The following is a 25,826-nucleotide window of genomic DNA, read 5'->3' as shown; positions in this document are numbered from 1 at the left end:
GCCGCCTACTTCGGCGCGCTGTTCATCCAGAAGGCCGCGAGGATCCAGCAGAGCAACCCGGCGGCCGCGCCCCCGAACGCGGCCATGATGGCGGCGGCGCCGAATTCCGCACCCTGACCCATCATCAGGCCGACCAGCACCGGTACGGAAACGAGGCCGCCGACCCAACCGATGCGTTTCGCGCCTCGCCTCTGGGACACCGCATCCGCCTCTCCTTCCCTGCGCTCTGAGAAGAATGTCCGCCCGTAGACCGCCGTGACCGCGGAAACGAGGAGGCCTCCCACGGTCGTCGCCCCGAACCCCTGCGACTTGGACTGGAAGAGGAATACGACGAAGGCCACGGCGGCCAGGACCTGCAGGGCCCAGCCAAGGAGTCGCTTCATGCCGGTCAATTTCTTCTCCAGTTCACGTGTGGGGAAAACCACCCGGCCTAGACCGGCAACTGCTCGTCGGACACCTGGTCGAAAAGGTGGCGGTTCTTCAGGACGTGGTCGCGTACGACGAAGTCGAGCACGATGCCGACCACGCCGACCACGCCGCCGAGGAAGAGATTGATCAGGCCGATGACCACCAGCCCGGTGATGCTCTCGAAAGCCTCGGGCACCTGGCAGTTGCGGGCGTGGATATGCGGAACGATGCGGAACCGCGTCCAGGCCGCATAGAGGTTCCAGAGGCCGGCGATGATGGCCACCAGCGTGAGGATCTGGACGACGGCGATGACCGTCCACACGATCGCCGAGATGCGTTCGTACTCGGCAATGCGCCGGATGGTCGCCTCGTCGGAGCTTTCCCGCGCAACCAGGGCAGGCGCGGCCGGACTTCCCAGCAGGCTGCCCAGCGGAACCCAGGCCGTGCCGTCCGTGCTGGCGAAATCCATGCGTGACACGGATCCTTCCTGCAGCCATCCCCTCAGCTGCCCCAGCGTATAGGGCCCGTAACTCGTGCCTGCGCGGGAGAGCCAAACCGCGAGGGGCGGTGGCGGCACGGCCTGCGGCCCGGGAGCCGCGGAGGGTGGCGCCCCCGGCGCCGCATCCGGCTCGATGGCGTCGCCCTCGCGCAGGACGCGCAGGGCAAAGGGCTGCGGCACCGGTCCGAGCAATCGCCCGCCCCGGCGGATGCGCACCATCGGCGCCCCCAGCTTCAGGCACACGGCCGATACGCCGCACTGCCTGAGCCTGGCGGCGCGCGACTCCATCTCGGCCGCCCGGCCTTCGCCTTCGAGCACCAGGGGAGCGCGGCCGAGGATGTCCGATTCGAACGCCGGAGCCTCCAGCCCCAGCAGCTTCGACGCGCCGTCCCACGCCGTCGATGCGTCGGCGCCTGGCTCGAGATCGCCCGTAAGAACGACGCAATATGCATCCTGTACCGACATGCCACCCCCTTGTTCGGACCACGCTACATCGAAGCAGGAGGCCGGCGCGAAAGAAAAAGTCCCAGGCGTGATGAAGGCCTCTTTCCGGGGCCGGGGGACGCTCATGGAAGCGGACCTGCACCGGCCCGGCAGCGGCGAAGGCCGGCCAAGAAAAAGGCGGCCCGGGGGCCGCCTTCCTCCTCCACTGCTGGCGCCGCGATCAGGCGATCAGGCGCAGCGCGAACGGATAGCGGTATTCATTGCCCTTGTTGGCCGCGATGGCCGCCAGGATGATGAATACGAACGCGGCGATGCCGACGGCCATCATGGCCAGCCAGATCAGGATGGCGGCGATCCAGCCCAGCACCGGGATGAAGCCCAGGATGGCGCTGATGATGAACACGCCGATCATGATGATCCAGAGCGTGATGACGAAGTTGAGCGCCTCCTTGGAGTGCTCGGTCACGAAGGCGCGCTCGGGCTTGTCCTTGTGGATCAGCCACATGATCAGCGGGCCGATCGTCACCAGTGCGGAGAGATGGGCGACCAGGCCCATGGTCTTGTCGTCTTGGCTCACTTCGCTCATTGCATTCCCCTGGGTCAGGGCGGCACACCACGCGCCGCGACCCGGACACTGTCCGGTCTCGTGAAGACAGTGTCAAGCCGCGCCCCGGCCACGCGAAGGCCCCCTCCCGCCGGATGGCAGGAAGGGTGCGTATGGCTGGCCCGAGCGGCGGTCCCGGCCAGGCCAGTCCGGATGGCCGGGGACTAGAGGATGGAGGCTTCCACCCAGTACTCGCCCTTGGCCTTGTCGGTCCATCGGATGGAGTACTGCACCTCGGCCTCGCCGTCCGTCGTCACCAGGACGGCGTAGCACGAGCGCAGCTCGTCCTTCGGGTTGTACCCGAGCTCCTCGATATCCCTCAGGCGCACGAACCGCTCGTCCTCGAAGCCGGCCTCGTCGAGCATGTCGTTGACGATTTCACCGACGAGGTCCTTCGTGTCCGACCCCCCGCAGGTGGGCAGGCCACCCATGGCACCGCAGCCGGAAAGCAGGCCGAGCGGAACCAGCACGGCGAGCGCGGCGACGGCCGCCCTCGCGGGCCTACGGACGGCGCGATTACTTGTCACGGATCTGGACCAGGGTTTCATAGACGCGGAACAGTACGATCATCAGCTCGCAGTAAATGCGCGCACCGATCACGCCGAGGATGACGCCGACCGGCACGAGGACCAGCGAGCCGAGGCCGGCCCACACGCTGTACTTCATCGTGCCGAAGGCAGAAAAGACGCCCATGAGGCCGCCGAGGGCCACGGCGGCAAGCAGCAGCCAATAGACGAACGTGATGACCTTCGGCGTGATCATCGAATCGAAGAAAAAGAATTCCCGCATGTCTCCCCCTGGTATCGCCCGCGGCGCGGGCCTTTGAGCGGGCCATGCAAGGAGCCCGCCAGGCGAATCTAGGCGGAAACCCGGAGGGGACGCCTGAGAATTATTCTCCCCTCGTGACGGCCGTCACGCCTCGCCGGCCACCATCATCCGCCCGATCAGCAGCGAGCCCATGGCGATGTGCGAGCGCGGGTCGACGTCGGCGCCGATGGCCTCGATGGACTGGAACATCTCGGGCAGGCGGCCGGCGATGGTGAGTTCGTCCACCGGGTGCACGATGCGGCCGTCCTCGACCCAGAAACCCGAGGCGCCACGCGAGTAATCGCCGGTGACGGTGTTGGCGCCCTGCCCCATCATCTCGGTCACCAGCAGGCCGGTGCCCATGCCGCGCACCATCTCGTCGAGGTCGCGGGCATTGGCGCCGACCCGGAGGTTGTGCACGCCGCCGGCATTGCCGGTGCTCTGCAGGCCCAGCTTGCGCGCCGAGTAGCTCGAGAGCAGGTAGCGCACGAGCACGCCGTCCCGCACCAGGTCGGAATCGACCGTGGCCACGCCCTCGTGGTCGAAGCTGGTCGAGCGCAGGCCGCGCGGCAGGTGCGGGCGCTCCTCGATGCCCAGCCAGTCGGGGAAGATCCGCTTGCCGGCGTGGTCGAGCAGGAAGCTGGCCTTGCGGTAGAGCGCGCCGCCCGACACCGCGCCCAGCAGGTGGCCTACGAAGCTTCGCGCCATCTCCGGCACGAACAGCACCGGGTACTCGCCGGTGCGGATCGGCCGCGGCCCGAGCCGGGCCACGGTGCGTTCGGCGGCCTTGCGGCCCACCTGCACCGGCGACTCGAGGTCGTCAGGCGAGAGCGCGCTGGTGTACCAGTAATCGCGCTGCATGCGGTCGCCGCGGCCGGCGATCAGCGAAAGGCTGATCGAGTGGCTGGTGCCGCGCTCGGCGCCCAGGAAGCCATGGCTGTTGGCGTAAACCGACACGCTGTCGCCGGTGTGCACCGAGGCGCCGTCGGAATTGGCGATGCGGGCATCGGCCTCGCGGCCCGCGGCCTCGGCCTCCAGCGCCAGGGCGATGGCGCCGTCGGCGTCGAGCGTCCACGGGTGCCAGCCGTCGAATTCGCGTACCTCGGTGGCCATGCGGTCGGCGTCGGCCAGGCCGTTGCAGGGGTCGGGTTCGGTGTGGCGGGCGATGGCGCAGGCCTGCTCGACGGTGGCCTCCAGGCTGCCCGGCTGCAGGTCGGCGGTGCTGGCGTTGCCCTTGCGGTTGCCGAAATAGACGGTCACCGCCACGCCCCGGTCGCGGGTGCGCTCGACGGTCTCGACCTCGCCCATGCGCACGTTCACCGACAGGCCGGTGTCGTCGTTGAGCAGCACGTCGGCCTGGCTGGCGCCACGGGCGGCGGCCAGGCGCAGCACCTCGCGGGCGGCCTCGGACAGGCGCGCCAGGCGCGGGGCGGAATCGTCGGTGGCTGCGATGGCAGGGCTCATGGGCGTATCCTTTCGCTCCGGAAGGAAGGTGGACGATGCAACAGGACGATCAATTCGACGACGACGAGGCGGGCGACTTCGGCCCCAGCCGCAGCGAACGCCGCCGCGAGGCGCTGGAAGTGCTGGACCTGGCGCGCCGCCTGGTCGAGCAGAGCGAGGCCCGCATCGCCCAGATCCCGATGGACGAGGACCTGCGCGAGCTGGTGCTGGCCTCGCGCAGGATCACCGCGCAGATCGCCCGCAAACGCCAGATCCAGTTCCTGGCCAAGCACATGCGGCGCGAGGACGACGAGGCCCTGGCGCTGATCCGCGCCGCGCTCGACCACGACCGCGCCGACCACCGGCGCGAGGCCCAGGCCCTGCACCGGGTCGAGCACTGGCGCGACCGCCTGGTCGACGAAGGCGACGCGGCCCTGGCCGAACTGCTCGCCGAGCACCCGACGGCCGACCGCCAGCACCTGCGCCAGCTGGCGCGCAATGCGCACCAGGAAAAACTCAAGAACAAGCCGCCGCACGCCTACCGCGAACTCTTCCGCGAACTGCGCGACCTGCTCGCCGATTCGCCGGACGGCGACTGAGGCACTCACGCCCGGGTGCCGCCGACGGTCATGGCGTCGATGCGCAGGGTCGGCTGGCCGACGCCGACGGGCACCGACTGGCCGTCCTTGCCGCAGATGCCCACGCCCTCGTCGAGCTTGAGGTCGTTGCCGACCATCGAGACGCGGGTCATGGCCTCGGGGCCGTTGCCGATCAGCGTGGCGCCCTTGACCGGGCGGGTGATGCGGCCGTTTTCGATCAGGTAGGCCTCGGTGGCCGAGAACACGAACTTGCCGCTGGTGATGTCGACCTGGCCGCCGCCGAAGTTCGGCGCGTAAAGGCCCTTTTCGACCGAGGCGATGATCTCGCCCGGGTCGTGCGAGCCGGCGAGCATGTAGGTATTGGTCATGCGCGGCATGGTCAGCTGCGCGAAACTCTCGCGGCGGCCGTTGCCGGTCGGCGCCATGCCCATCAGGCGCGCGTTGAGCGTGTCCTGCAGGTAGCCGCGCAGGATGCCGTCCTCGATCAGCGTGGTGCACTGCGTCGGCGTGCCCTCGTCGTCGATGTTGAGCGAGCCGCGGCGCCCGGCCAGGGTGCCGTCGTCGACGATGGTCACGCCGGGGGCCGCCACGCGCTCGCCGATGCGGCCGGCGTAGACCGAGGTGCCCTTGCGGTTGAAGTCGCCCTCCAGGCCGTGGCCGACGGCCTCGTGCAGCAGCACGCCCGGCCAGCCCGGGCCCAGCACCACCGGCATGGTGCCGGCCGGGGCGTCGCCCGCTTCCAGCGCCACCAGGGCCTGGCGCAGCGCCTCGCGCGCCACCTCGCGCGGCTTGTCGCCCGCCAGCAGCACCTCGTAGCCGTAGCGCCCGCCGGCGCCGGCGTAGCCCTGCTCGCGCCGGCCGCCCTGTTCGACGATCACCTGCACGTTGAAGCGCACCAGCGGCCGCACGTCGGCGGCGAGCACGCCGTCGCTGCGCGCCACGAGCACGGTGTCCACGCCGCCAGAGAGGCTGACGACCACCTGCCGGACGCGCGGGTCGGCGTCGCGCAGCCACTGGTCGACCTCGCGCAGCGCGGCGATCTTGGCGTCTGCGGGCATGCCCTCGACCGGGTCGAGCGCCGGATACAGCGCGCGGCCCGGCACCACCACCCGCTGGCCCGCGTCCCGGGGCCGGCCGTCGCGACTGATCGCGCGCGCGGCCGCCGCCGATTCGAGCAGGGCCTCGGCGCGGATGTCGTCGGAATAGGCGAAGCCGGTCTTCTCGCCGCTCACCGCGCGCACGCCCACGCCCTGTTCGATCGAATGCGAGCCGTCCTTGACGATGCCATCCTCGACCACCCAGCCCTCGCGCCGGCTGTGCTGGAAATACAGGTCGCCGAAATCCACGCCCGGGCCCATCAGACGGCCGAAGGCGTCGTCGAGCGCGTCCAGGCCGAGCCCGGTGGGGGTGAGCAGGCGCGACTGCGCCAGGGCAAGCGGGGAGGTCATCCGGGGGCTCTGCAGGGGAAAGGACTAGTCTCCCAGATGCGGGCCCGGACCGCCTGCTTCAAGGCTGGCGAGGCTGCGCTGGCGCCTGCGGCGGCGGTCCCTTCTCGATCACTTCCACCTGCGGGTCGCCCCAGGGGCCGGTGACATGGTAGACCGTGCGCGCGGCCTCCTTGAGCGGCTGCTGCAGCACCGCCTGCGCCACCGCACCCACGGCCGCGCCCACCGGCCCGCCGGCGATGGCGCCGATCGCCGGCAGCACGCCGCCGGCCTTGGGCAGGACTTCGATGCGCTGGTCGTACTGCTGCCGGCGCAGGTCGGTCGATCCGCTGACGCGGATTTCCGCCGCCGGGCCGTTGATCTCCAGCAGATCGGTACTGGCCATGCCGTTGGCGAACACGAATTCGCCGGCCATGCTGTTGAAGCCGAAGCCCTTGCTGAAGAAATCCTTGAAGTCGAGCGTCAGGCGCCGCGGGATCTCGGCCAGCGAAATCAGGCCCAGCACGCGGCCACCGCCGCCGGGCTCGACCTCGAGCAGCGCGCCCTCGCCCACTTCCACCCGGAAGCGACCGTTGAAGCGCGCCAGCGAGAACTCGCCCGGCGAGCCCTGCCAGTAGCCATCGAGGCGTGCCTTGGTCGGGCCATCCTTGACCATCCCGCCCAGGCCGAAGGCCGTGAGCAGGTTGCCGAGCGCGTCGGCGGTGAAATCGACCACGAACTCGGAACGCGAGTGCCCGGCGCTGGTCCGGCGCCAGTCGCCGCTGGCGTCGAGCGTGTAGCCCTGCGAGCGGGTGCGGAACCGTTCGATGCGCAGGCCCTGGGCGTGGGGCTGCGCGCGCAGCTGCGCCTCGCCGAGCTGCAGGTCGCCCACCCTCAGGTCGGTGATCTCGAAGTCCAGGGCCGGCATCGAGGCCGGATCCTGGCCCGGGGCGGGCTCCTCCGCCTCGGCCGCCGGCAGCGCCGCCTGGGATTCGCCCGGGGTCGCCAGGCGCTCGGGGCCGACAAGGCCGGGATCGGTGCTCGGGTCCTGCCCGAGCATGGCCTTGCCGGGCCAGTGCAGCCGGGCGAACCGGCCCCGGACCGGGGCGTCCGCGGCTGAAGGCACCTCCACCGTACCGGCCACGCCCGGGCCGTCGAGGCTCAGCTGCAGCAGCTGCGGCTGGCGCCACAGGCGCACGCGGGTATCGGCGAAGGGCGAACCCATCAGGTCGAGCGTGGCCACCTGCAGGTCCACCGAACGCAGCAGCGCGGCGCGCGGCTCCCCGCCCGGCGCGCCTTCGCCCGCGGGCTCGCGGGCGCTGGCGAAGGCCATCCAGCCGGCGGCGTCGAGCGTGGGGCTGCGGCCCTCCACCACCAGCCCGCTGTCGGGCAGGTCCAGGCTGCCTTCCTCGTCGCCCATCTGCAGCACGCCGGCCAGTTCGCCCTGCTCGCCGAAGCGCCCGCGCATCCGGGCCAGCTCGCCCAGGCGCAGCTGCACCTCGCCGGCGCTGACCGGCAGCGGCACGTCGAGCCGCATCGGCAGGCCGACCTCGGCGGGCTTGGCCAGGGGCGCCGGCAGCGCCAGCGCGACGCCGGCGAGGTCGCTGTCCACCCGCAGCCGCGACGGCGGCGCCGGCTTCCCGGGCGCGCCCGCCGGCACGTCGACGCGGATGTCCCAGCGGGCGGCGCCGGCCACGTGCGGCTGCAGCCAGTGCAGGGGTTCGTGCCGGGCCACCAGCCCGGCGATCGGGAACTCGCCCTGCAGGCGCGCCCGCGCGGCCAGGGCCGGATCGTCGGTGTCGTGGCCCACCGCCAGGTTGAACACACCCGGACGGCCGTCGAAGGAAACCTGCAGGTCCTGGGTGTAGAAGCCGCCGGCGCTGAACTGCGTGCGCCCCGAGACGCCGGTGAACTCGACCTGCCAGCGCGGGTCGGCCAGGCGCGCGTCGGCCAGGTCAAGCCGGCCCTCGATGCGGCGACCGCCCAGGCGCTCGGCGAGCGGCAGGTCCAGCACCATCTCGACGCGGGCGCCGCCGGCCAGGCGGGCCTGGCGCAGGTGCTCGCCATGCTCCTGCGCCAGCGGACTGGCCAGCATCAGCGCCTGCAGGTTCTCGGCCCGGGTCGACGAACGGACGTCGAGCAGCAGGCGCGGGTCCTTGAAGTCGGCGATGCCGCCGGCCACGCGATCCACCGTGTTCCCGGCGATCGCACCGGCCCCCTCGAGCGTCATGCCCGGGCCGTCGAAGGCGACCTCGAGCTCCATCGATTCGGCGTCGGGCCACTCGGGATTGAAGCGCACGCGCGCCTGCGCCACTTTCGCGCGCGCATCGAAGCGGCCATCGCCATCGCGGAAAGGCCAGTTCACGAGTTCGCCGCCGAGGCTGACGCGGCCCTCGCGCACTTCGCCTTCGACCAGGGCGGTGTCGAGCCAGTCGATGGCGTTCGGCGACATCTTGCCCTCCACCCAGAAGCGGCTGGCGGCCGTGACCGGCGTGGTGTCGACGTCGGCAGCCAGGTCCAGGCGGGGGCTGTCCCCGCTGCCGAAGGCCAGTTCGGCGCGCAGGTGGGTGCCGAAGTCGGCGCCGCGTACCTGCAGGCCGCTGGCGCCCAGCGTCCAGCCGTCCTCGCTGCGCCACCAGCCGAGCAGGCCACCGAGTTCGAACTCCAGCGGCGCCCGGAAGCGCCCGGGCCATTCGAAGCGGGCCGGGCCACGGGTGAGCTGCAGCACGCCGCCGTGCTGGTCGAAGGCGGCGTGGCCGGCCAGGCCCTGCATGCCGGGCCGGCCGGCATTGGCCTGCCAGGCCAGGTCGGCCAGCGCCGCCTCGCCGCGCCAGGCCGTCTCGTCGCCCTCGGCTCGGACGTTGCGCAGTTCGCCTTCCGGCGCGGCGCGGTGCAGCCACTGGCGCAGGCCGTCGGGCACCTGCCCGCCCAGCGCGGCCCACTGCCGCACCGGCACCAGGTCCAGGCGCGGCGCCTGCAGCGCGAAGCGCCGGCCGCCGGCCAGCCACAGGCCGTCGAGCCGGTGCGGTTCGCTGCGTCCGGGCTCGTGGAAATGCAGTTCCGGGGCGTGCAGCTGCCAGTCGCCCTCCTCGTTGGCCTGCCAGCGCGCCAGCAGGTTGGCGCGCTCGTAGGCCACCGGCGGCGAGGCCAGGCTGCCGTCCTCGCCGACCAGCCAGGGGCGGCGCGCGCCCAGGGCCAGGGGCGCCAGGTCGGCGCGGCTGCGCACGTCGGTCACGCGCTGGCCCTGGATGCCGGCCCACAGGTCGACGCGGCCGCTGCCCGCCAGCACCAGGCCGGTATCGGCCATCAGCCCGGACCAGGCGGACAGGTCGAGGCGCTCGCCACCGGCCCAGAGCCGGCCCGACCAGTCGCCGCGGCGCAGTTCGGCCACCGCCGTCAGCGGCGGAGATTGCGGGTCGGCCCAGGCGCGCACGCCGGCGCGCACCTCGTCGCCATCGACCCGCAGGCGCAGGTCCACCCGCGGCAGTTCCAGCGGCCCGCGCAGGGCCGGTGAACGCACGGTCAGGCGCGCGTGCTCGACCTGCAGTTCACCCAGGCCCTGCAGCGTATCGAGCGGATCGACGCCGGGCGCGGGCTCGAAAGGCAGGCCGGCCAGCCGCCAGCGCCGGTCCTCGCCCTGCTCGAGCACCAGCGAGAGGTCGCGCACCTTCAGGGCGGTCAGCGGCTCGCCCGGCAGCAGGCCGGAGTACACCGCCACCAGCAGCTCGGCCTCGCCGATCTGCAGCCGGCGCTCGCCGGCGCCGATGCTCAGGCCGCGCAGGGTGAAGCGCGGGCCGCGCCGGGTCCACTCACCCCGCGCGCCCTCGAAGGCCACGGGCTGGCCGATGCGCTCGCTCAGCCAGTCGGCGACGCGGGCCGGGTTGCGCTCGACCAGCGGCAGCAGCTGGTTGAGCGCGCCAACCGCGGTGGCCAGCAGAATCAGCACCACCAGCAGCCCGTAGCCGACGAAGCGACGGGCGTGGCGGATCCGGCGGCGCAGCGGGCTGCCCATCGCAGGTCAGAGCAGGACCACGTCGTACTGCTCCTGCGCGTACTGGTCGTCGGCCTGGAAACGGATGGACTTGCCGAGGAACTCCTCGAGCTCGGCCACCGCCGCCGACTCCTCGTCGGTGATCTTGTTGACGACCTTGGGCGATGCGATCACCAGCAGCTGCTGGGCCTCGAACTGGCGCACCGCGCGGGTGATCTCGCGGAAGATCTCGTAGGTCAGGGTCTCGGTGGTCTTGAGCGTGCCGCGGCCGCCGCACTCGTGGCAGGGCTCGCAGAGCTGGCGCTCGAGGCTGTCGGTGGTGCGCTTGCGGGTCATCTCCACCAGGCCCAGCGGCGAGAAATCGTGCACCGAGGTGCGCGCGTGGTCGTGCGCCAGGCCCTTCTCGAGCGTGCGCAGCACCTGGCGCTTGTGCTCGTCGTCGGTCATGTCGATGAAGTCGATGATGATGATGCCGCCGAGGTTGCGCAGGCGCAGCTGCCGCGCCACCGCCTGGGCCGCCTCGAGGTTGGTGCGGTAGACGGTTTCCTCGAGGTTGCGCTGGCCCAGGAAGCTGCCGGTGTTGACGTCGATCGTGGCCATGGCCTCGGTCTGGTCGATCACCAGGTAACCGCCGGACTTGAGCGGGACCTCCTTCTGCAGCGCGCGCTGGATCTCATCCTCGACGCCGTAGAGGTCGAAGATCGGCCTTTCGCCGCCGTAGTGCTCGATGCGTTCGGCCAGCCCGGGCATGAACTGGCGGGCGAAGGCGCTGAGCTTTTCATAGGCCTCGCGCGAATCGACCCGTACGCTGTCGACGTTCTTGCGCATCAGGTCGCGCACGGTGCGCATCGGCAGCGAGAGGTCCTCGTAGATGCGCTGGCCGACCTGGCGGCTGGCGCTGGCCTCGCGCACGGCCTCCCAGGCCTTGCGCAGGTAGTCCACGTCCTCGGCCAGGGCTTCGGCCGGCTGGCCCTCGGCGTTGGTGCGCACGATGTAACCCTGGCCGCTGCCGTTGGCCAGTTCGCCGACGATCGCCTTGAGCCGGTTGCGCTCGGCCTCGTCCTCGATTCGCGCCGACACGCCCAGCACGCGCGAGTGCGGCAGGAACACCAGGTAGCGCGAAGGGATCGAGATCTGCGTGGTCAGGCGCGCGCCCTTGCTGCCGATCGGGTCCTTGACCACCTGCACCACGATCTCCTGGCCCTCGTGCACCAGCGAGGTGATGGCCGGCGCGGGCGCCGGGGCCGACGACGGATCGCCCTCGGGCTCGGCCTCGCCAGGCTGCGCGGCCGGCAGCTTGAGGATGTCCGAGGCGTGCAGGAAGGCGGCGCGCTCGAGGCCGATCTCGACGAAGGCGGCCTGCATGCCGGGCATCACCCGCTGCACCCGGCCCTTGTAGATGTTGCCGACCACGCCGCGGCGCGAGGCGCGTTCGATGTGCAGTTCCTGCAGCATGCCGTTCTCGACCACGGCCACGCGGGTCTCGCGCGGGGTGACGTTGATCAGGATCTCTTCCGACATGGGGGCTCCTCAGTCCATGAGGCCGAAGCCGCGCAGCAGCCGCGCGGTTTCATGCAGGGGCAGGCCCATCACGCCGGAATGGCTGCCGGCCAGGTGGGCGACGAAGGCCGCGGCGCGGCCCTGGATGGCGTAGGCGCCGGCCTTGCCGAAGCACTCGCCGGTTGCGACGTAGGCGGCGATGCGCGCGGCGGTGAGTTCCTCGAAGCGCACCTCGGTGATGCAGGTGGCCTGGGCCTCGCGTCCGGCGCTGACCAGCCAGACGGTGGAGATGCAGCGGTGCGTGCGCCCCGAAAGCCTGCCGAGCATGCGCGCGGCATCGTCGGCATCGACGGGCTTGCCGAACACCTCGTCGTCGAGCACCACCTCGGTGTCGGCGCCCAGGACCACGGCGCCGGGGTTGGCCACCACCGCCAGCAGGCCGGCACCGGCCTTCTCGCGGGCCACGCGGCTGACGTAGGCCTCGGGCGGCTCGCCGGGCTGGCGGACCTCGGGCACGTCCACGTCAAGCAGGCCAAAGGACAGGCCGAGCTGGGCGAGCAGCTCGCGGCGGCGCGGGGATTGCGAGGCGAGGTAAAGCATCGCCCAAGGATATCCGCTCAGGCCCGGTGGTAGGGATGGTTCGCGAGCAGGCTGCAGGCGCGGTACAGCTGTTCGGCCAGCACCAGCCGCACCAGCATGTGCGGCAGGGTCAGCGGGCCCAGCGACCAGGTTTCGTCGGCCGCCGCCAGCACCTCCGGGGCGTGGCCCTCGGGGCCGCCGATGAGGAAGGCCAGGTCGCGGCCCTGCTGGCGCCAGTGCTCCAGGCGCGCGGCCAGCTGTTCGGAGGAATGGGCCTTGCCCCGCCCATCGAGCGCGACGACCCAGCCGCCCCGCGGCAGCGCCGCCTGCACCCGCCCGCCCTCGTCGGCCATGGCGCGCGCGGCGTCACGGCCCTTGCCGCGCAGCCCGGGCGCAACCTCGACCAGCTCCAGCGGCAGCCAGTGCGAGAGCCGCTTCTGGTATTCGGCGAAGCCCTCGGCCACCCATACGGGCGCCTTCTCCCCCACCGCGACCAGGCGCGCCTTCATCTCAGGAGGCCGACGGTTCCTCGGGGGGTTGGTCGCCGACGGTCCAGAGGCGCTCGAGGGCGTAGAACTCACGCACGCGCGGCAGCATGACGTGCACGATCACGTCGCCCAGGTCGACCAGCACCCACTCGGCCTCGCGCTCGCCTTCCACGCCCAGCGGCATCACGCCGCACTTCTTGGCGAACTTGACCACCTCGTCGGCCACCGACTTCACGTGACGGGTGGACGTGCCGGAGGCAAGCACCAGGTAGTCGGCGATGCTCGTCTTGCCGCGCACGTCGATCTCGACGGCGTCCTTGGCCTTCATTTCCTCCAGCGCGGCGTGCACCTGCTTGAGCAGGGCCTCCGGCGACGGGGCCGGGTCGGGCATCTGGGTCTTGATGACGTGGGCTTGGCTGGTCAACGGGCGGCTCGGTCGGAAAGAAAGGGGGCCGATTATACGCCCCTGGCGCTCAGCCCGCCCGGTACAGGCCGCGCCGGGCGATCTCGTCCGCCACGGCGGGTGCCAGCCAGTCCCCGGTGGCTTCGCCCGCGGCCAGGCGCCGGCGCAGTTCGGTGGCCGAGGCCGGGTGCGGCGGCAGCCTGAGCCTGAACAGGCGCCCCGCCGGGGCCGCGGCCAGCGCCAGCGGCGAATCGGCCCAGCGGCCGGTGCAGGCGGCTTCCAGCGCCGCCGGCAGGTTCTCGGTCTCGTGCCCGGGTCGCACGGCCACGATGAAGTGGGCCAGGCCGGCCAGCGCCGGCCACTCGTGCCAGGACGGCAGGCCGCGGAAGGCATCGGCGCCCAGCAGCCAGGCCAGCGGGGTTTCCGGGCCGGCTTCGGCACGCAGCTCGCGCAGGGTGTCGACGGTCCAGGACGGGCCCGGGCGGTGCAGTTCGCGCTCGTCCACGGCCAGGCCGGGCTCGCCGGCCAGCGCCAGGGCCAGCAGGTCGGCGCGGTCGCGGGCGCTGGCGCCGGGGGCGCCGCGGTGCGGCGGGTCGGCCGCGGGCAGCAGGTGCACGGGCACGCCGAAGGTGTCGCGGGCGGCGCGCGCCACCGCCAGGTGGCCGGCGTGCACCGGGTCGAAGGTGCCGCCGTAGAGGATGCGCAGGCTCACGAGGCCAGCAGGCGGCGGGCCCGGGCGTCGGCGATGGCCACCAGCAGGCGCTCGAGCTGCAGCCAGGGGTCGCCGTCGCCGCGGCCCTTGGCGCTGCGGTCGATGCGGCCGCATTCGGCGGCGAAGGCCTCCCAGCGCGAGGGCGGGTGCCGCTCGGCGGCGCGCCGGTAGGCCGCCTGCTTGCTCTCCCAGACATGCAGTTCGCGCATGGCCGCCGCCAGCCTGCCGGCTTCGGCGGCGCGCGAGAGTTTGCACAGCGCCAGCACTTCCTTGGCCACCATGGGCATCAGCCCGGCCACCTGCTCGCCCTCGGCGCGCAGTGCGGCCAGCATGCGCACGGCGCGCGCCGGCTCCCCGGCCAGGGCGGCGTCGACCATGGCGAAGACGTCGAAGCGCGAGGAGTCGGCGACCAGCTGCTCCATGCGCACGGCGTCGATGGCCTCGCGGCTGCCGCCGGCCAGCAGGGCCAGCTTGTCGACTTCCTGCGCGGCCGCCAGCAGGTTGCCCTCGACCCGGTCGGCCAGCTGCTGCACCGCGTCCGGCGTCGCCACCAGCCCGCGGCTGCGCAGGCGGCGCTGCAGCCAGTCACCCAGCTCGTGCGACTTGAGCGGCCAGAACACCACCAGGTGGCCGGCGGCGGCGATGGCCTCGGTCCACTTGCCGGCGTGCTTGCGGCTCCAGTCCTGGGTGGTGATGAGCAGCACCGTATCGGGCGGCGGCTTGGCGCAGTACTCGCGCAGCGCCTCCGCGCCCTCCTTGCCGGGCTTGCCCGAGGGCATGCGCAGCTCGAACAGGCGGCGGCTGGCGAACAGGCTCATCGAGGCCATGCCCTGGCTGAGCCGGTTCCAGTCGAAGTCGGCGTCGACGTCGAAGACTTCGCGCTCGCCGTAACCCTCCTCGCGGGCCCGGGCGCGCAGCGCGTCGGCGGCCTCCTGCACCAGCAGCGGCTCGGAACCGGCCACCAGGTAGGCCGGCCGCAGCGGCTCGGCACCGAGCTGGCGCTCGAACTGGGCCGGCCGCAGTTCCATCAGTCGGCGCGCAGGGCTGCGTCGAGCCGGCGCATCACCGCCGCGACCATGCCGCGGCGCAGCTCCTCGTCGAGCAGGCGCTCTTCGGCCGGCGAGCCGATCGCGCCGCGCGCGTCGTAGGTGTAGTCGCGCGACAGTTCGACCCGCTGCTTCGGCACCCGCACGCTGCCGTCGGCGGCACGCAGTTCGAACTCCACCTCGTAGGTGATCTCGTACTCGCGCACGCCGGCGCCGCGTTCATAGGTGAGCGGGCGGCTGCTGCGGCGCTCGCGCAGCAGCTTGAGCGTGGACGCGGGCTCGCCCTCGACCGCCGGCTCGGCGCCGGCGCGGGTGAGCGCCGCGGCCAGGTCGCGGGCCAGCGGGCTGAACCGGTCGCTGGCCGACACCGCGACCGGGCCCAGCTCGGTGGCCACGGCCAGCGAGGCGCGCGGCTTGAAGCCGCAGCCGGCGGCCAGCAGGGACAGGCAAAGCACGATCAGCAAATTGCGCATGGGCTCATCCCGCGACGATGTTGACGATCTTGCCCGGCACCACGATCACTTTGCGCACGGACAGGCCTTCGAGGAACTTTTGCACGTTCGGCTCGGCCAGGGCCAGCGCCTCGACCGTGTCCTTGCCGGCGTTGACCGAGGCCTCGATGGTCCCGCGCAGCTTGCCGTTGACCTGCACCGCCAGCGTCACCGCCTCGCGCACCAGCGCGGCCGGGTCGGCCTCGGGGAAGGGCTGGTCCTCGAGCGTGGCCTCCGGGTGGCCCAGGGCCTGCCAGAGCGCGTGCGAGGTGTGCGGGGTGATCGGGTTGAGCAGCAGCACCACCACTTCGAAGCACTCCTGGCGCAGGGCCCGGCCCTGGGCGCTGGCGTCGTCGAACTTCGCGATGGCGTTGAGCAGTTCCATCACCGCGGCGATGGCCGTGTTGAAGGTGTGGCGGCGGCCGTAGTCGTCGCCCACCTTCTGGATGCACTCGTGCAGCTGGCGGCGCAGCGCGCGCTGGGCACCGTCGAGCGAGGCGACCTCGAGCTTCGGCGCCGGGCCCTCGGCCACGTGCTTCTGCACCAGGCTCCAGAGCCTGCGCAGGAAGCGCGCCATGCCCTCCACGCCGGCCTCGTTCCACTCCAGGCTCTGCTCGGGCGGCGCGGCGAACATCGAGAACAGGCGCACGGTGTCGGCGCCGTACTTGTCCACCATCGTCTGCGGGTCGACGCCGTTGTTCTTGGACTTGGACATCTTCTCGGTGCCGCCCACCTGCACCGGCTGGCCGTCGGCGCGCAGAACGGCGCCGGTGACGTGGCCCTTCGCATCGCGCTGCACGTCCACGTCGGCCGGGTTGATCCAGTCCTTCGAGCCGTCGCCGGCTTCGCGGTAGTAGGTGTCGGCGATCACCATGCCCTGGCAGAGCAGGTTCGTGGCCGGCTCGTCGCTTTCCACCAGCCCGGCGTCGCGCATGAGCTTGTGGAAGAAGCGGAAGTACAGCAGGTGCATGATCGCGTGCTCGATGCCGCCGATGTACTGGTCGACCGGCAGCCAGTAGTTGGCGCGGCCGTCCACCAGGTCCTTCGCACCGGGCGAGGTGTAGCGCGCGTAGTACCAGCTCGACTCCATGAAGGTGTCGAAGGTGTCGGTCTCGCGCTCGGCGGCGCCGCCGCAGTCCGGGCAGGTGGTGGCGCGCCAGGCCGGATCGGCCTTGATCGGCGAGGTGACGCCGGTGAACTCGACGTCCTCGGGCAGCACCACCGGCAGCTGGTCTTCCGGCACCGGCACCGCGCCGCACTTGTCGCAGTGGATGACCGGGATCGGGCAGCCCCAGTAGCGCTGGCGGCTCACGCCCCAGTCGCGCAGGCGGTAGTTCACGCGGCGGCGGCCCTGGCCGCGCGCCTCGAGCTGCTCGGCCAGGGTGTCGAACGCGCCCTGGTAGCCCATGCCGTCGAGCGGGCCGGAGTTGACCACGCGCAGGCGGTCGTCGGTCTTTTCCGAGTACCAGGCCTGCCAGCGGTCGGGGTCGTAGCTCTCCCCGACCATGGCGATCACCTGCTTCACCGGCAGGCCGTACTTGTGGGCGAACTCGAAGTCGCGCTCGTCGTGGCCGGGCACGGCCATCACCGCACCGGTGCCATAGCCCATGAGCACGAAGTTGGCCACCCACACCGGCACCTTGTCGCCGGAGATCGGGTGCACGGCGTACAGGCCGGTGAACACGCCCTTCTTTTCCTGCGTCTCGAGCTCGGCTTCCGACACGCCGCCCTTGCGGCACTCGTCGACGAAGGCCTTCACCTCGGGGTTGCCGGAGGCGGCCCACATCGCCACCGGATGCTCGGCGGCGACGGCGACGTAGGTGACGCCCATCAGGGTGTCGGGACGGGTGGTGAACACCGTCAGCGGCTCGGCCAGGGCCTCCATGGCGAACTGGATCTCGAGGCCCTCGCTGCGGCCGATCCAGTTGCGCTGCATGGTCTTGACCGCATCGGGCCAGCCCGGGAGCGTGTCCAGGCCGTCGAGCAGCTGCTGCGCGTAGTCGGTGATCTTGAGGAACCACTGCGGGATCTCGCGCTTTTCCACCAGCGCGCCCGAGCGCCAGCCGCGGCCGTCGACGACCTGCTCGTTGGCCAGCACGGTCTGGTCCACCGGGTCCCAGTTCACGACCGAGTTGCGCCGGTACACCAGGCCCTTCTTCATCAGCCGGGTGAACATCAGCTGCTCCCAGCGGTAGTACTCCGGGGTGCAGGTGGCGAACTCGCGGCTCCAGTCGTAGGCGAAGCCCAGGCGCTGGAGCTGGCCGCGCATGTGCCCGATGTTCCTGTAGGTCCACTTCGCCGGCGCGGTGCGGTTCTTGATCGCGGCGTTCTCGGCCGGCAGGCCGAAGGCGTCCCAGCCCATCGGCTGGAGCACGTTGAAGCCCTTCATGCGCCGGTGCCGGCTGATGACGTCGCCGATGGTGTAGTTGCGCACGTGGCCCATGTGCAGCGCGCCCGAAGGGTACGGCAGCATGGAAAGGCAGAAGAACTTGGGCCGCGAGGTGTCTTCGCTGACCTGGAAGGCACCCGTGGCCTGCCAGTGGGCTTGCGCGGCGGTTTCCACCGCCTTCGGGTCGTAGGCGCTGGGATCGTGGGCTTGGGACATGGGGAAAGGAGGCGTGAAATGCAGGCCGCCAGCGTAACAAATCCCCGGGCTTTCTGGCCCGTCCCGGCTGTGGTCTGATGGGCCAACGCCCACGGAGACCCACGATGCGCCCCAGCCCGCTCCTGCTCGCCCTCAGCCTGGCCCTGCCCGCCCCTGCCCTGGCCGATGTCCTGGCCCTGCAGTGCGGCCAGCTGTTCGACCCCGCCAGCGGCCGCAACCTGCCCGCACGCACCGTCGTGGTGGCCGACGGCAAGGTCCGCGAGGTGCGCGAGGGCCACGGCGCGGTCGAAGGCGCCAGCGCGGTGGACCTGCGCGGCCACACCTGCAGCCCCGGCTGGATCGACCTGCACGTGCACCTGGGCGGCGAATCGAGCCCGCAGGCCTATTCCGAGGGTTTCCGGCTCGACCCCGAGTTCACCGTGCTGCGCTCGACGGCCTATGCGCGCCGCACCCTGCATGCCGGCTTCACCACCGTGCGCGACCTGGGCGGCGAGACCACCCTGGCCCTGCGCGACGCCATCGACCAGGGCTGGATCGAGGGGCCGCGCATCCTGGCCGCCGGCAAGTCCATCGCCACCACCGGCGGCCACGCCGACCCCACCAACGGCCTCAACGACCGCTTCGCCCACGCGCTCGGGGAGCCGGGACCGGCCGAGGGCGTGGTCAACAGCCCCGATCAAGCCCGGCGCGCCGTCCGCCAGCGCTACAAGGACGGCTCGGACGTGATCAAGATCACCGCCACTGGCGGCGTGCTCAGCTACGCGCGCAGCGGCGACGCGCCGCAGTTCACCGTCGACGAGGTGGCGGCGATCGTGCAGACGGCGCGCGACTACGGCTACTCCGTCGCCGCGCACGCGCACGGCAAGGAAGGCATGCGCCGGGCCATCGTCGGCGGCGTGGACAGCATCGAGCACGGCACCTACATGGACGAAGAGGTGTTCGCGCTGATGAAAAAGCACGGCACCTGGTACGTGCCCACGGTCTCGGCCGGCCGCTTCGTGGCCGAGAAGGCCAAGATCGACGGCTATTACCCCGAGGTCGTGCGGCCCAAGGCGGCGCGCATCGGCCCGCAGATCCAGGACACGCTCTCGCGGGCCTGGCGGTCCGGGGTGAAGATCGCCTTCGGCACCGACGCCGGCGTCGGCCTGCACGGCGACAACGCCGACGAATTCGTCTTCATGGTCGAGGCCGGCATGCCGCCGGCCGAGGCCCTGCGTTCGGCGACCATCCACGCCGCCACGGTGCTGCGCCGCGACGACCTCGGCCGCGTGGCCCCGGGCCTGCCGGCCGACATTGTGGCCGTGCCGGGCGACCCGCTGGCCGACATCACGGTGGTTCGCAGGGCGGATTTCGTCATGAAGGACGGCAAGGTGGTGCGCCAGCCGGAGTGAACCCGGCCGGATTGGCTTGAGTCGGGCCGCAACTGGCACCATCTGTGGGGACTGATTCCCTACGGACGGACCCGCCATGACCCCTGCCAACCCCTACGTTTTCGACGCCGGCCTCGCCGGCTTCGAGCAGGACGTACTGCTCAAGTCGCGCGAAACGCCGGTGCTGGTGGACTTCTGGGCCACCTGGTGCGGCCCCTGCAAGACCCTCGGCCCGGTGCTCGAGAAGCTTGCCGCCGAGTTCAACGGCGGTTTCCTGCTGGCCAAGGTGGATGTGGACAAGGAGCAGCAGCTCGCCGGCTACTTCCAGATCAAGTCGGTGCCGACGGTGATGCTGGTCAAGGACGGCCAGATCGTCGACGGCTTCCCCGGCGCCCTGCCCGAGGGCCAGCTGCGCCAGTTCCTGGCCCACCACGGCATCACCGCGAAGGAGGCCGAAGCCCCGGCCGAACCCGAGGCCGCGCCGCCGGCGGACCCGCATGCCGAGGTCGTGCGCCTGCGCGCCGCCGTGCAGGCCGAGCCGGACAAGGACGAGCTCAAGCTCGACCTGGCCCTGGCCCTGCTGCGCACCGGCGCCGCGGCCGAGGCCGAGGCCCTGCTCGACGCCCTGCCCGCCAACCTGGCCCAGGACGACCGCGCCCTGCGCGGTCGGGCCCGGCTGGCCTTCCTGGCCCTGCTCAAGGACGCGCCGCCGGCCGAGGCCCTGGCGCGCGCGGTCGAGGCCGACCCGGCCGACCTGCGCGCCCGCCACCTGCTGGGCGCCCACGCCATCGTCGCCGGGCGCTGGCAGGACGGCCTGGAGCAGTTCCTGGAGATGCTGCGGCGCGACCGCGGCTTCGAGGACGGGCTGCCGCGCCGCGCCCTGATCGACGCCTTCCGCGTGGTCGAGGACGAGGACCTGGTCGGCGCCTACCGCCGCAAGATGGCCTCGCTGCTGTTCTGAGGCGCCGCCCGTGAAAGCTTCCCGCCTGCGGCTGCTGTTCAACCTCTGGCCGCCCTTCCTGCTCTCGGGCGTGCACGTCACCCACCTGTCGGACGACTTCCGCCACGCCCGGGTCGAGCTGCGCCAGCGCTGGTACAACCGCAACTACGTCGGCACGCACTTCGGCGGCAGCCTGTTCGCCATGACCGACCCGTTCTGGATGATCCTGATGCTGCGCCGGCTGGGGCCGGGCTACCTGGTCTGGGACCAGGCCGGCGAGATCCGCTTCGAGAAGCCCGGCCGGGGCACGGTGGTGGCCGAATTCCGGCTCGATGACGCGGTGGTCGAGGAGGTCCGGGCCGCCGCCGCGGGCGGCGAAAAGGTGCTGCGCTGGTTCGAGACCGAGGTGCACGACGGCGAGGGCCACGTGGTGGCCCGGGTCCGCAAGCAGATCTACGTCCGCCGGAAGCGGGACTGAGCCCCGGGGGCGGCCTTTGCGGGAGGCGCGGCAGGAAATGTGACGCACTTCACAAAATAGCCGTTTGCTTGCCTGAACGCGCCGCTACCGTATGCTGGTGGCTTCGTCCCCCCCGCCCACCCCCTCGCACCATGCAGCAGGAAGAAGAACTCTCCCCTGACGAGTTGACCGCGCTGCTCTCGAGCTACATGCCCGAGATCCCCGGTTACCGCGTGCTGCGCCGGATCGGCAAGGGCGGCATGTCGCAGGTGTACCTGGGCGTGCAGGAGTCGCTGGACCGCCAGGTGGCCATCAAGGTCATGTCGCCGGCGGCGCTGACGGACGAAATCTCCAAGCAGCGCTTCGAGCACGAGGCGCGCACCATCGCCAAGCTCGAGCATCCCTGCATCGTCGGCATCCACGAGGTGGGTCGCACGCGCCAGGGCCTGCTCTATTACGTGCTGCCCTACCTGGCCAAGGGCCACCTGGGCCAGCGCGACTTCACCCACGACGAGGAGCGCGCCATCGAGGTGCTGCGCTCCCTGCTCTCGGCGCTCGAGTACGCGCATGCGCGCGGCATCGTGCACCGCGACGTCAAGGCCGAGAACGTGCTGTTCGACAACGCCGACCGGCCGCTGCTCACCGACTTCGGCATCGCGCTGAGCAAGCGCGACTCCACCCGCATCACCACCGCCGGCCTGGCGGTCGGCAGCGGCGGCTACATGGCGCCCGAGCAGGCGCGCGGCGAAGTGGTGGACGGCCGCGCCGACCTGTACAGCGTCGGCGTGCTGGCCTTCGAACTGCTCACCGGCAAGCTGCCCTTCCAGGCCGCCGATCCGCTGGCGCTGGCGCTGATGCACGCCCAGGACCCGGTGCCGCGGCTGCCGCCCGAGAAGAAGCACTGGCAGCCCTTCATCGACCGGGCCATGGCCAAGTCGCCCGACAACCGCTACCGCAACGCCCAGCAGATGCTCGGCGCGCTCAACCAGATCGCCACCGGCAAGCGCAGCGAGCCGCTGGTCGATCCGGAGAAGGTGCGCGGCCTGTTCGAGCGCTGGTGGAAGCCGCTGGCCGGCAGCCTGGTCGCGGCCGGGCTGGCCGCCATCGCCATGGCCTGGCTGATGGGCCACGAGCCGGCCGACCCGGCCCCGTCGAACGACTTCTTCACCGTCGAGGACGCGACGCCGGTGGCCGGGGCGGCGGACTCGCCGGTCGACGCCACCACCGCCCCGACGGAGCCGGCGCCCGTGCCGGAGGCCCCGGTCGGGTCGCCCGCGACGCCGTCGCCCTTCGCCAACGTGCAGGCCAGCGTCGCCGTGGCCACGCTCGACTACGACCCCACCCGCCCCGGCGCCCGCGAACTGTCCGCGGCGCGCCGGCAGATCGACCGCCAGCGCCTGAGCCTGCCGGCCGGCGACAACGCCATGGAGTCGCTGCGCGCCGCACGCCAGGTCGCGCCGCGCGAGCCGGCGCTGTACCGGCTGTCGGACGAGGTGATCGCCTACTACAGCACCCGCGTCGTGGCCGCCGTGCAGGCCGCCGACGACGGCGCGGCGCGCGAGAACTACGACAGGGCCAAGCCCTTCGCGGCCGAAATGGACCGCCTGCAGGGCAAGCCCTGGATGCAGATGCGCGAGCAACTGCCGCCGCTGCTACTTGCGCGGCTCGAGAAGGGCCTGGAGCAACTCGACGCCGAGGCCGTGGCGGCCGCCAAGCTGCTGGCCGCGGCGCTCGAGATCGAGCCGGCCAGCCTGGAGCCGGCCTGGTCGAAATCGGTGGAGCTGCCCAAGGCCGGCGACGCCCTGCCGGACACCGCCGCGGCGATGGTGCTGGTGCGCACCCCGCGCGCCGGCGCGGCGGGGCTGGGCGCGATGCGCTCGGAAGTCACGCGCGCCGAGTACGCCGCCTTCGCCAGCGCCACCGGCCGGCCGGCCGCGCGCTGCCGCAACCGGCTGGCGCCGATCAGCCTGAAGAAGCGCAGTTGGGACGACCCGGGCTTCAACCAGTCGGGCAACCACCCGGTGGCCTGCGTCAGCTACGACGACGCCCAGGCCTATGCCCGCTGGCTCAGCCAGCGCAGCGGCCAGACCTATCGCCTGCCGACCCTGTCCGAGTGGAGCCCGCTGGCCGGCTACCGCGGCAGCGGCAACGCCTGCCGCGACGGCCGCATCGACTGCGGCAGCGAGGGCACGGTGAGCGCCAGCCAGGGTCCGCTGAGCCCGCTGGGCCTGGCCGGCCTGCGCGGCAACGTGCGCGAGTGGACCAGCAACTGCACCCGCGGTTGCCAGCGCCGGCTCGCCGCCGGCGTGGGCTGGCGCGACACGGCGCAGCGTTCCAACCCGGGCCAGAGCAACGACTTCGACGCCGACACCGGCTTCGACGACATCGGCTTCCGCCTGGTGCGGGAAGTGGCCGCCGAGGAACTCGGCCAGCGCTGACGCGCCGCACACCGTCGCTTGGCCTACACTCCGGCCATGCGACGCCTCCGTGCCTACTTCCTCACCGGCCTCCTGACCCTGCTGCCGATCTGGCTGGTCTGGATCGTCTTCAAGTTCGTGCTTGCCCTGCTCAAGGACACCAGCCAGCCGGTGGTCGCCCCGCTCTCGGCGCGGCTGGCGGCCACGCATCCGGACTGGCTGGGCTGGGTGGACGATCCGTGGGCACAGTCGGCCTTCGCCGTGGTGGCCACCATCTTCGTGATCATCGCCGTCGGCGCCCTGGCGCGGCGCGTGGTCGGCCAGCAGCTGCTGGGCTGGTTCGAGGGCCTGATCGCCCGCATCCCGCTGGCCAGCACGGTGTACGGCAGCGCCCGCAAGCTGCTCGACCTGCTGCAGACCAAGCCCGACGGCACCCAGCGCGTGGTGCTCATCGACTTCCCGCACCGCGAGATGAAGTGCGTGGGTTTCGTCACCCGCGTCATCCGCGAGCAGGGCACCGGCCGCGAGCTGGCGGCGGTGTACGTGCCCACCACGCCCAACCCGACCTCGGGCTACCTCGAGATCGTCCCCGTCGACCGGCTCACGCCCACCGACTGGAGCGTGGACGAGGCGATGTCCTTCATCATCTCCGGCGGCGCCGTCAGCCCCGACACCATGCCCTTCGACCGCCCCGGCCGCGAATCGTGACCAGCGCCGAACGCGCCAACCGCCTGTTCCTGGTACTGGCGGCCTTCTTCGTCAGCAACGCGCTGCTGGCCGAGTTCATCGGCGTGAAGATCTTCGCGCTCGAGGACACGCTGGGCGTGGCGCCCTTCGAGTGGAACCTCTTCGGCCAGAACGGCTCGCTCAACTTCACTGCCGGCACCCTGGTCTGGCCGATCGTGTTCGTGATGACCGACGTCATCAACGAGTTCTTCGGCAAGCGCGGCGTGCGCTTCATCAGCTGGCTGGCCGTGGCGCTGATCAGCTACGGCTTCGTGTTCGCCTACCTGGCCATCTCGCTGGCGCCGGCCTCGTGGTGGGTGGGCGTGGCCGCCGACCAGGGCGTGCCCGACTACCAGGCCGCGTTCGCGGCGGTGTTCGGCCAGGGCCTGTGGACCATCGGTGGTTCGCTGGTGGCCTTCCTCATCGGCCAGCTGGTGGACGTGAGCGTGTTCCACCGCATCCGCCGGGCCACCGGCGAGCGCATGGTCTGGCTGCGCGCCACCGGCTCGACGGCCGTCTCGCAGCTCTTCGACAGCCTGATCGTGCTCTGGATCGCCTTCGTGCTCGGCCCGCAGCAGTGGCCCACCTCGCTGTGGCTGGCCGTGGCGAGCATGAACTACGGCTACAAGATGGCCTGCGCCATCGCCCTGATCCCGCTGATCTACCTGGTGCGCCGACTGATCACCCTCTGGCTTGGCCCGGGCCAGGCCGCGGAACTGCGCGCCGCCGCCGCGCGCGGCTGAGGCCGTGACTTCCAGCCCGGGCCGCCGGGCGCAGCGCGCCCCAGACTGGGCAGGTCCGCCCATGCTCCCGGGAGCGCCCCGCCGTGTCCAAGTCCGCCAAACCCCTGTCCGCCGTCGCCCTCGCCCTGGCCCTGCTGGCATCGGCCGCCTCGCCGGCGGCCGAGGTCGTGGTGGTCGGGACCGCGCACCTGGCCATGCTGCAGCCGGCCCCCGATGCGGCGCAGCGCGAGGCCGTGGTGCGGCGGCTGGCCGGGTACGCGCCGACCCGCGTGTGCATCGAGGCTATCCCCGGCGAGCGGGTCGAGGCCTTCCTGGCCGACCCGGCACGCCACGGCGAGCTGCTGTCCACCTTCGCCATGGACGCGGTGCGGCTCGCCGGCGAGCAGCAGGCCCGGCTGGGGCTTGAAGGCCGCCAGGCCCGTGCCGAGGCCGGCCGGCTGGCGGCGATGCCGGCGCTCGACGAGGCGCAGCAGGTCCGCCTGGTCTCCCTGCAACTGGCCGGCCACGAGCCGTGGTCGGCGGCGCTGAACTGGAGCCGCCTGTCGCCTGCGCAGCGCGAGGCCGCCCAGGCCCGCATCGGCCGGGTGGCCGCCGGCCGGCTCGATGCCTTGGCGGCCAGCGAAAACGAGATCGCGTCACTGGCCCTGCCCCTGGCCCGCTCGCTCGGCCAGCGCGAGCTGTGTGCCGTCGATCCCTTCGTCGACGAGCTGGGCGTGAACGCGCTGGCCGACGAGCTCATGCCCCTGCTCGCCGACCCGTCGGTGGGTCGCGGCCTCGAAGACTTCAACGCGCAGCAGGCCAGCCACTGGGACGCCACGAGCCCGGACGGCCTGCTTGGCCTGCTGGCCTGGATGAACTCGGAATCCTTCGCCCGGGCCGACCTGGCCGCCGAGTGGGCCGTGTTCGACCGCGGTGTCGGCCATGACGCCGACAAGCGCCGGCTGATGCTCTGGCACGCCCGCAACGCCGAAATCACCGCCTACCTCGCGCGCGAGCTCGCGCGCGCAGACGGCGAACGCGTGCTGCTGCTGGTGGGGGGCGCGCACCGCCCCTTCCTGCAGGCCTCGCTCGGGGCCCTGCCTTGGGTGGAGGTCCGCAATGCGCAGGCGCTACTCTCGACACCCTGACAC

General features: G+C 71.9%; 24 protein-coding genes. 8 read left to right on the top strand and 16 right to left on the bottom strand.

All coding sequences use genetic code 11. The features are described 5' to 3' along the window. Nucleotides 1-5: 5 nt before the first annotated feature. The 6 genes from C6N40_RS05850 to pmbA form a co-directional block, all read right to left on the bottom strand. Nucleotides 6-383, bottom strand: a complete 378-nt coding sequence (locus C6N40_RS05850; protein ID WP_106990076.1) for a hypothetical protein — start codon at nt 381-383, stop codon at nt 6-8. 47 nt (nt 384-430) lie between these two features. Further along, complete coding sequence (locus C6N40_RS13995; RefSeq protein ID WP_162782098.1) at nt 431-1,372, bottom strand: DUF4339 domain-containing protein; 942 nt, start codon at nt 1,370-1,372, stop codon at nt 431-433. Between the two features lie 199 nt (nt 1,373-1,571). After that, the gene (locus tag C6N40_RS05840; protein WP_240183455.1) at nt 1,572-1,937 is read right to left on the bottom strand and encodes a DUF4870 domain-containing protein; all 366 of its coding nucleotides are present in this window, start codon (nt 1,935-1,937) and stop codon (nt 1,572-1,574) included. Between the two features lie 182 nt (nt 1,938-2,119). Then, nucleotides 2,120-2,425 carry a hypothetical protein gene (locus C6N40_RS05835; RefSeq protein WP_162782097.1) on the bottom strand — a complete coding sequence of 102 codons (306 nt, stop codon included), beginning with the start codon at nt 2,423-2,425 and terminating at the stop codon, nt 2,120-2,122. A 46-nt stretch (nt 2,426-2,471) separates the two neighbouring features. After that, nucleotides 2,472-2,744: a DUF4282 domain-containing protein gene (locus C6N40_RS05830; protein WP_106990073.1), complete on the bottom strand. Its 273-nt coding sequence runs from the start codon at nt 2,742-2,744 to the stop codon at nt 2,472-2,474. A gap of 123 nt (nt 2,745-2,867) precedes the next feature. Then, the gene (pmbA, locus tag C6N40_RS05825) at nt 2,868-4,226 is read right to left on the bottom strand and encodes a metalloprotease PmbA (RefSeq protein ID WP_106990072.1); all 1,359 of its coding nucleotides are present in this window, start codon (nt 4,224-4,226) and stop codon (nt 2,868-2,870) included. Between the two features lie 35 nt (nt 4,227-4,261). Between pmbA and yjgA the strand changes: the two genes are divergently transcribed. Beyond that, nucleotides 4,262-4,804 carry a ribosome biogenesis factor YjgA gene (gene yjgA, locus C6N40_RS05820; protein WP_106990071.1) on the top strand — a complete coding sequence of 181 codons (543 nt, stop codon included), beginning with the start codon at nt 4,262-4,264 and terminating at the stop codon, nt 4,802-4,804. 5 nt (nt 4,805-4,809) lie between these two features. Here the strand turns inward: yjgA and tldD are convergent, their stop codons facing one another. From tldD to leuS, 10 genes are read right to left on the bottom strand one after another with little or no spacing between them, the layout of a single operon-like run. Next, a complete protein-coding gene (tldD, locus tag C6N40_RS05815) occupies nt 4,810-6,252 on the bottom strand; it encodes a metalloprotease TldD (RefSeq protein ID WP_106990070.1) in 1,443 nt (480 codons plus the stop codon). 58 nt (nt 6,253-6,310) lie between these two features. Further along, complete coding sequence (locus tag C6N40_RS05810; protein ID WP_106990069.1) at nt 6,311-10,240, bottom strand: YhdP family protein; 3,930 nt, start codon at nt 10,238-10,240, stop codon at nt 6,311-6,313. Between the two features lie 6 nt (nt 10,241-10,246). Further along, entirely contained in the window at nt 10,247-11,740 is a 1,494-nt protein-coding gene (gene rng, locus C6N40_RS05805; RefSeq protein WP_106990068.1) for a ribonuclease G, read from the bottom strand. A gap of 9 nt (nt 11,741-11,749) precedes the next feature. Beyond that, the gene (locus C6N40_RS05800) at nt 11,750-12,319 is read right to left on the bottom strand and encodes a Maf family protein (protein ID WP_106990067.1); all 570 of its coding nucleotides are present in this window, start codon (nt 12,317-12,319) and stop codon (nt 11,750-11,752) included. A 17-nt stretch (nt 12,320-12,336) separates the two neighbouring features. After that, entirely contained in the window at nt 12,337-12,807 is a 471-nt protein-coding gene (gene rlmH / locus C6N40_RS05795) for a 23S rRNA (pseudouridine(1915)-N(3))-methyltransferase RlmH (RefSeq protein ID WP_106990066.1), read from the bottom strand. A gap of 1 nt (nt 12,808) precedes the next feature. Next, entirely contained in the window at nt 12,809-13,210 is a 402-nt protein-coding gene (rsfS, locus tag C6N40_RS05790) for a ribosome silencing factor (protein WP_106990065.1), read from the bottom strand. Between the two features lie 49 nt (nt 13,211-13,259). Then, on the bottom strand, nt 13,260-13,901 hold the full coding sequence (gene nadD / locus C6N40_RS05785) for a nicotinate-nucleotide adenylyltransferase (protein ID WP_106990064.1): 642 nt from the start codon (nt 13,899-13,901) through the stop codon (nt 13,260-13,262). After that, nucleotides 13,898-14,929, bottom strand: a complete 1,032-nt coding sequence (gene holA, locus C6N40_RS05780; protein WP_106990063.1) for a DNA polymerase III subunit delta — start codon at nt 14,927-14,929, stop codon at nt 13,898-13,900. The genes nadD and holA overlap by 4 nt, the downstream gene beginning before the upstream one ends. Then, complete coding sequence (locus C6N40_RS05775) at nt 14,929-15,420, bottom strand: LPS-assembly lipoprotein LptE (RefSeq protein WP_106990062.1); 492 nt, start codon at nt 15,418-15,420, stop codon at nt 14,929-14,931. Before C6N40_RS05775 ends, holA begins: the two co-directional genes overlap by 1 nt. Nucleotides 15,421-15,424: 4 nt before the next feature. Continuing rightward, complete coding sequence (leuS, locus tag C6N40_RS05770) at nt 15,425-18,043, bottom strand: leucine--tRNA ligase (protein WP_106990061.1); 2,619 nt, start codon at nt 18,041-18,043, stop codon at nt 15,425-15,427. Nucleotides 18,044-18,147: 104 nt separating this feature from the next. Here leuS and C6N40_RS05765 point away from each other — a divergent pair, with 104 nt between their 5' ends. The 7 genes from C6N40_RS05765 to C6N40_RS05735 all read left to right on the top strand — a co-directional run bounded on the left by C6N40_RS05765 (nt 18,148) and on the right by C6N40_RS05735 (nt 25,823). Continuing rightward, complete coding sequence (locus tag C6N40_RS05765; protein WP_106990060.1) at nt 18,148-19,434, top strand: metal-dependent hydrolase family protein; 1,287 nt, start codon at nt 18,148-18,150, stop codon at nt 19,432-19,434. Between the two features lie 76 nt (nt 19,435-19,510). Further along, entirely contained in the window at nt 19,511-20,374 is an 864-nt protein-coding gene (gene trxA, locus C6N40_RS05760) for a thioredoxin (RefSeq protein ID WP_106990059.1), read from the top strand. A 10-nt stretch (nt 20,375-20,384) separates the two neighbouring features. Further along, entirely contained in the window at nt 20,385-20,831 is a 447-nt protein-coding gene (locus tag C6N40_RS05755; RefSeq protein WP_106990058.1) for a DUF4442 domain-containing protein, read from the top strand. Nucleotides 20,832-20,962: 131 nt separating this feature from the next. After that, a complete protein-coding gene (locus C6N40_RS05750) occupies nt 20,963-23,248 on the top strand; it encodes a protein kinase domain-containing protein (RefSeq protein ID WP_106990057.1) in 2,286 nt (761 codons plus the stop codon). A gap of 36 nt (nt 23,249-23,284) precedes the next feature. Beyond that, nucleotides 23,285-23,935, top strand: coding sequence for a DUF502 domain-containing protein (locus C6N40_RS05745; RefSeq protein ID WP_106990056.1), 651 nt, complete (start codon nt 23,285-23,287; stop codon nt 23,933-23,935). Continuing rightward, entirely contained in the window at nt 23,932-24,696 is a 765-nt protein-coding gene (locus C6N40_RS05740) for a queuosine precursor transporter (protein WP_425477662.1), read from the top strand. The genes C6N40_RS05745 and C6N40_RS05740 overlap by 4 nt, the downstream gene beginning before the upstream one ends. 83 nt (nt 24,697-24,779) lie before the next feature. Beyond that, on the top strand, nt 24,780-25,823 hold the full coding sequence (locus C6N40_RS05735) for a DUF5694 domain-containing protein (RefSeq protein ID WP_106990055.1): 1,044 nt from the start codon (nt 24,780-24,782) through the stop codon (nt 25,821-25,823). Nucleotides 25,824-25,826 lie beyond the last annotated feature (3 nt).

The organism is Arenimonas caeni (genome assembly GCF_003024235.1).
Lineage (GTDB): Bacteria > Pseudomonadota > Gammaproteobacteria > Xanthomonadales > Xanthomonadaceae > Arenimonas > Arenimonas caeni.
The sequence above is the reverse complement of the archived record's forward strand: the minus strand, read 5'-3'. Positions and strand labels throughout refer to the sequence as shown.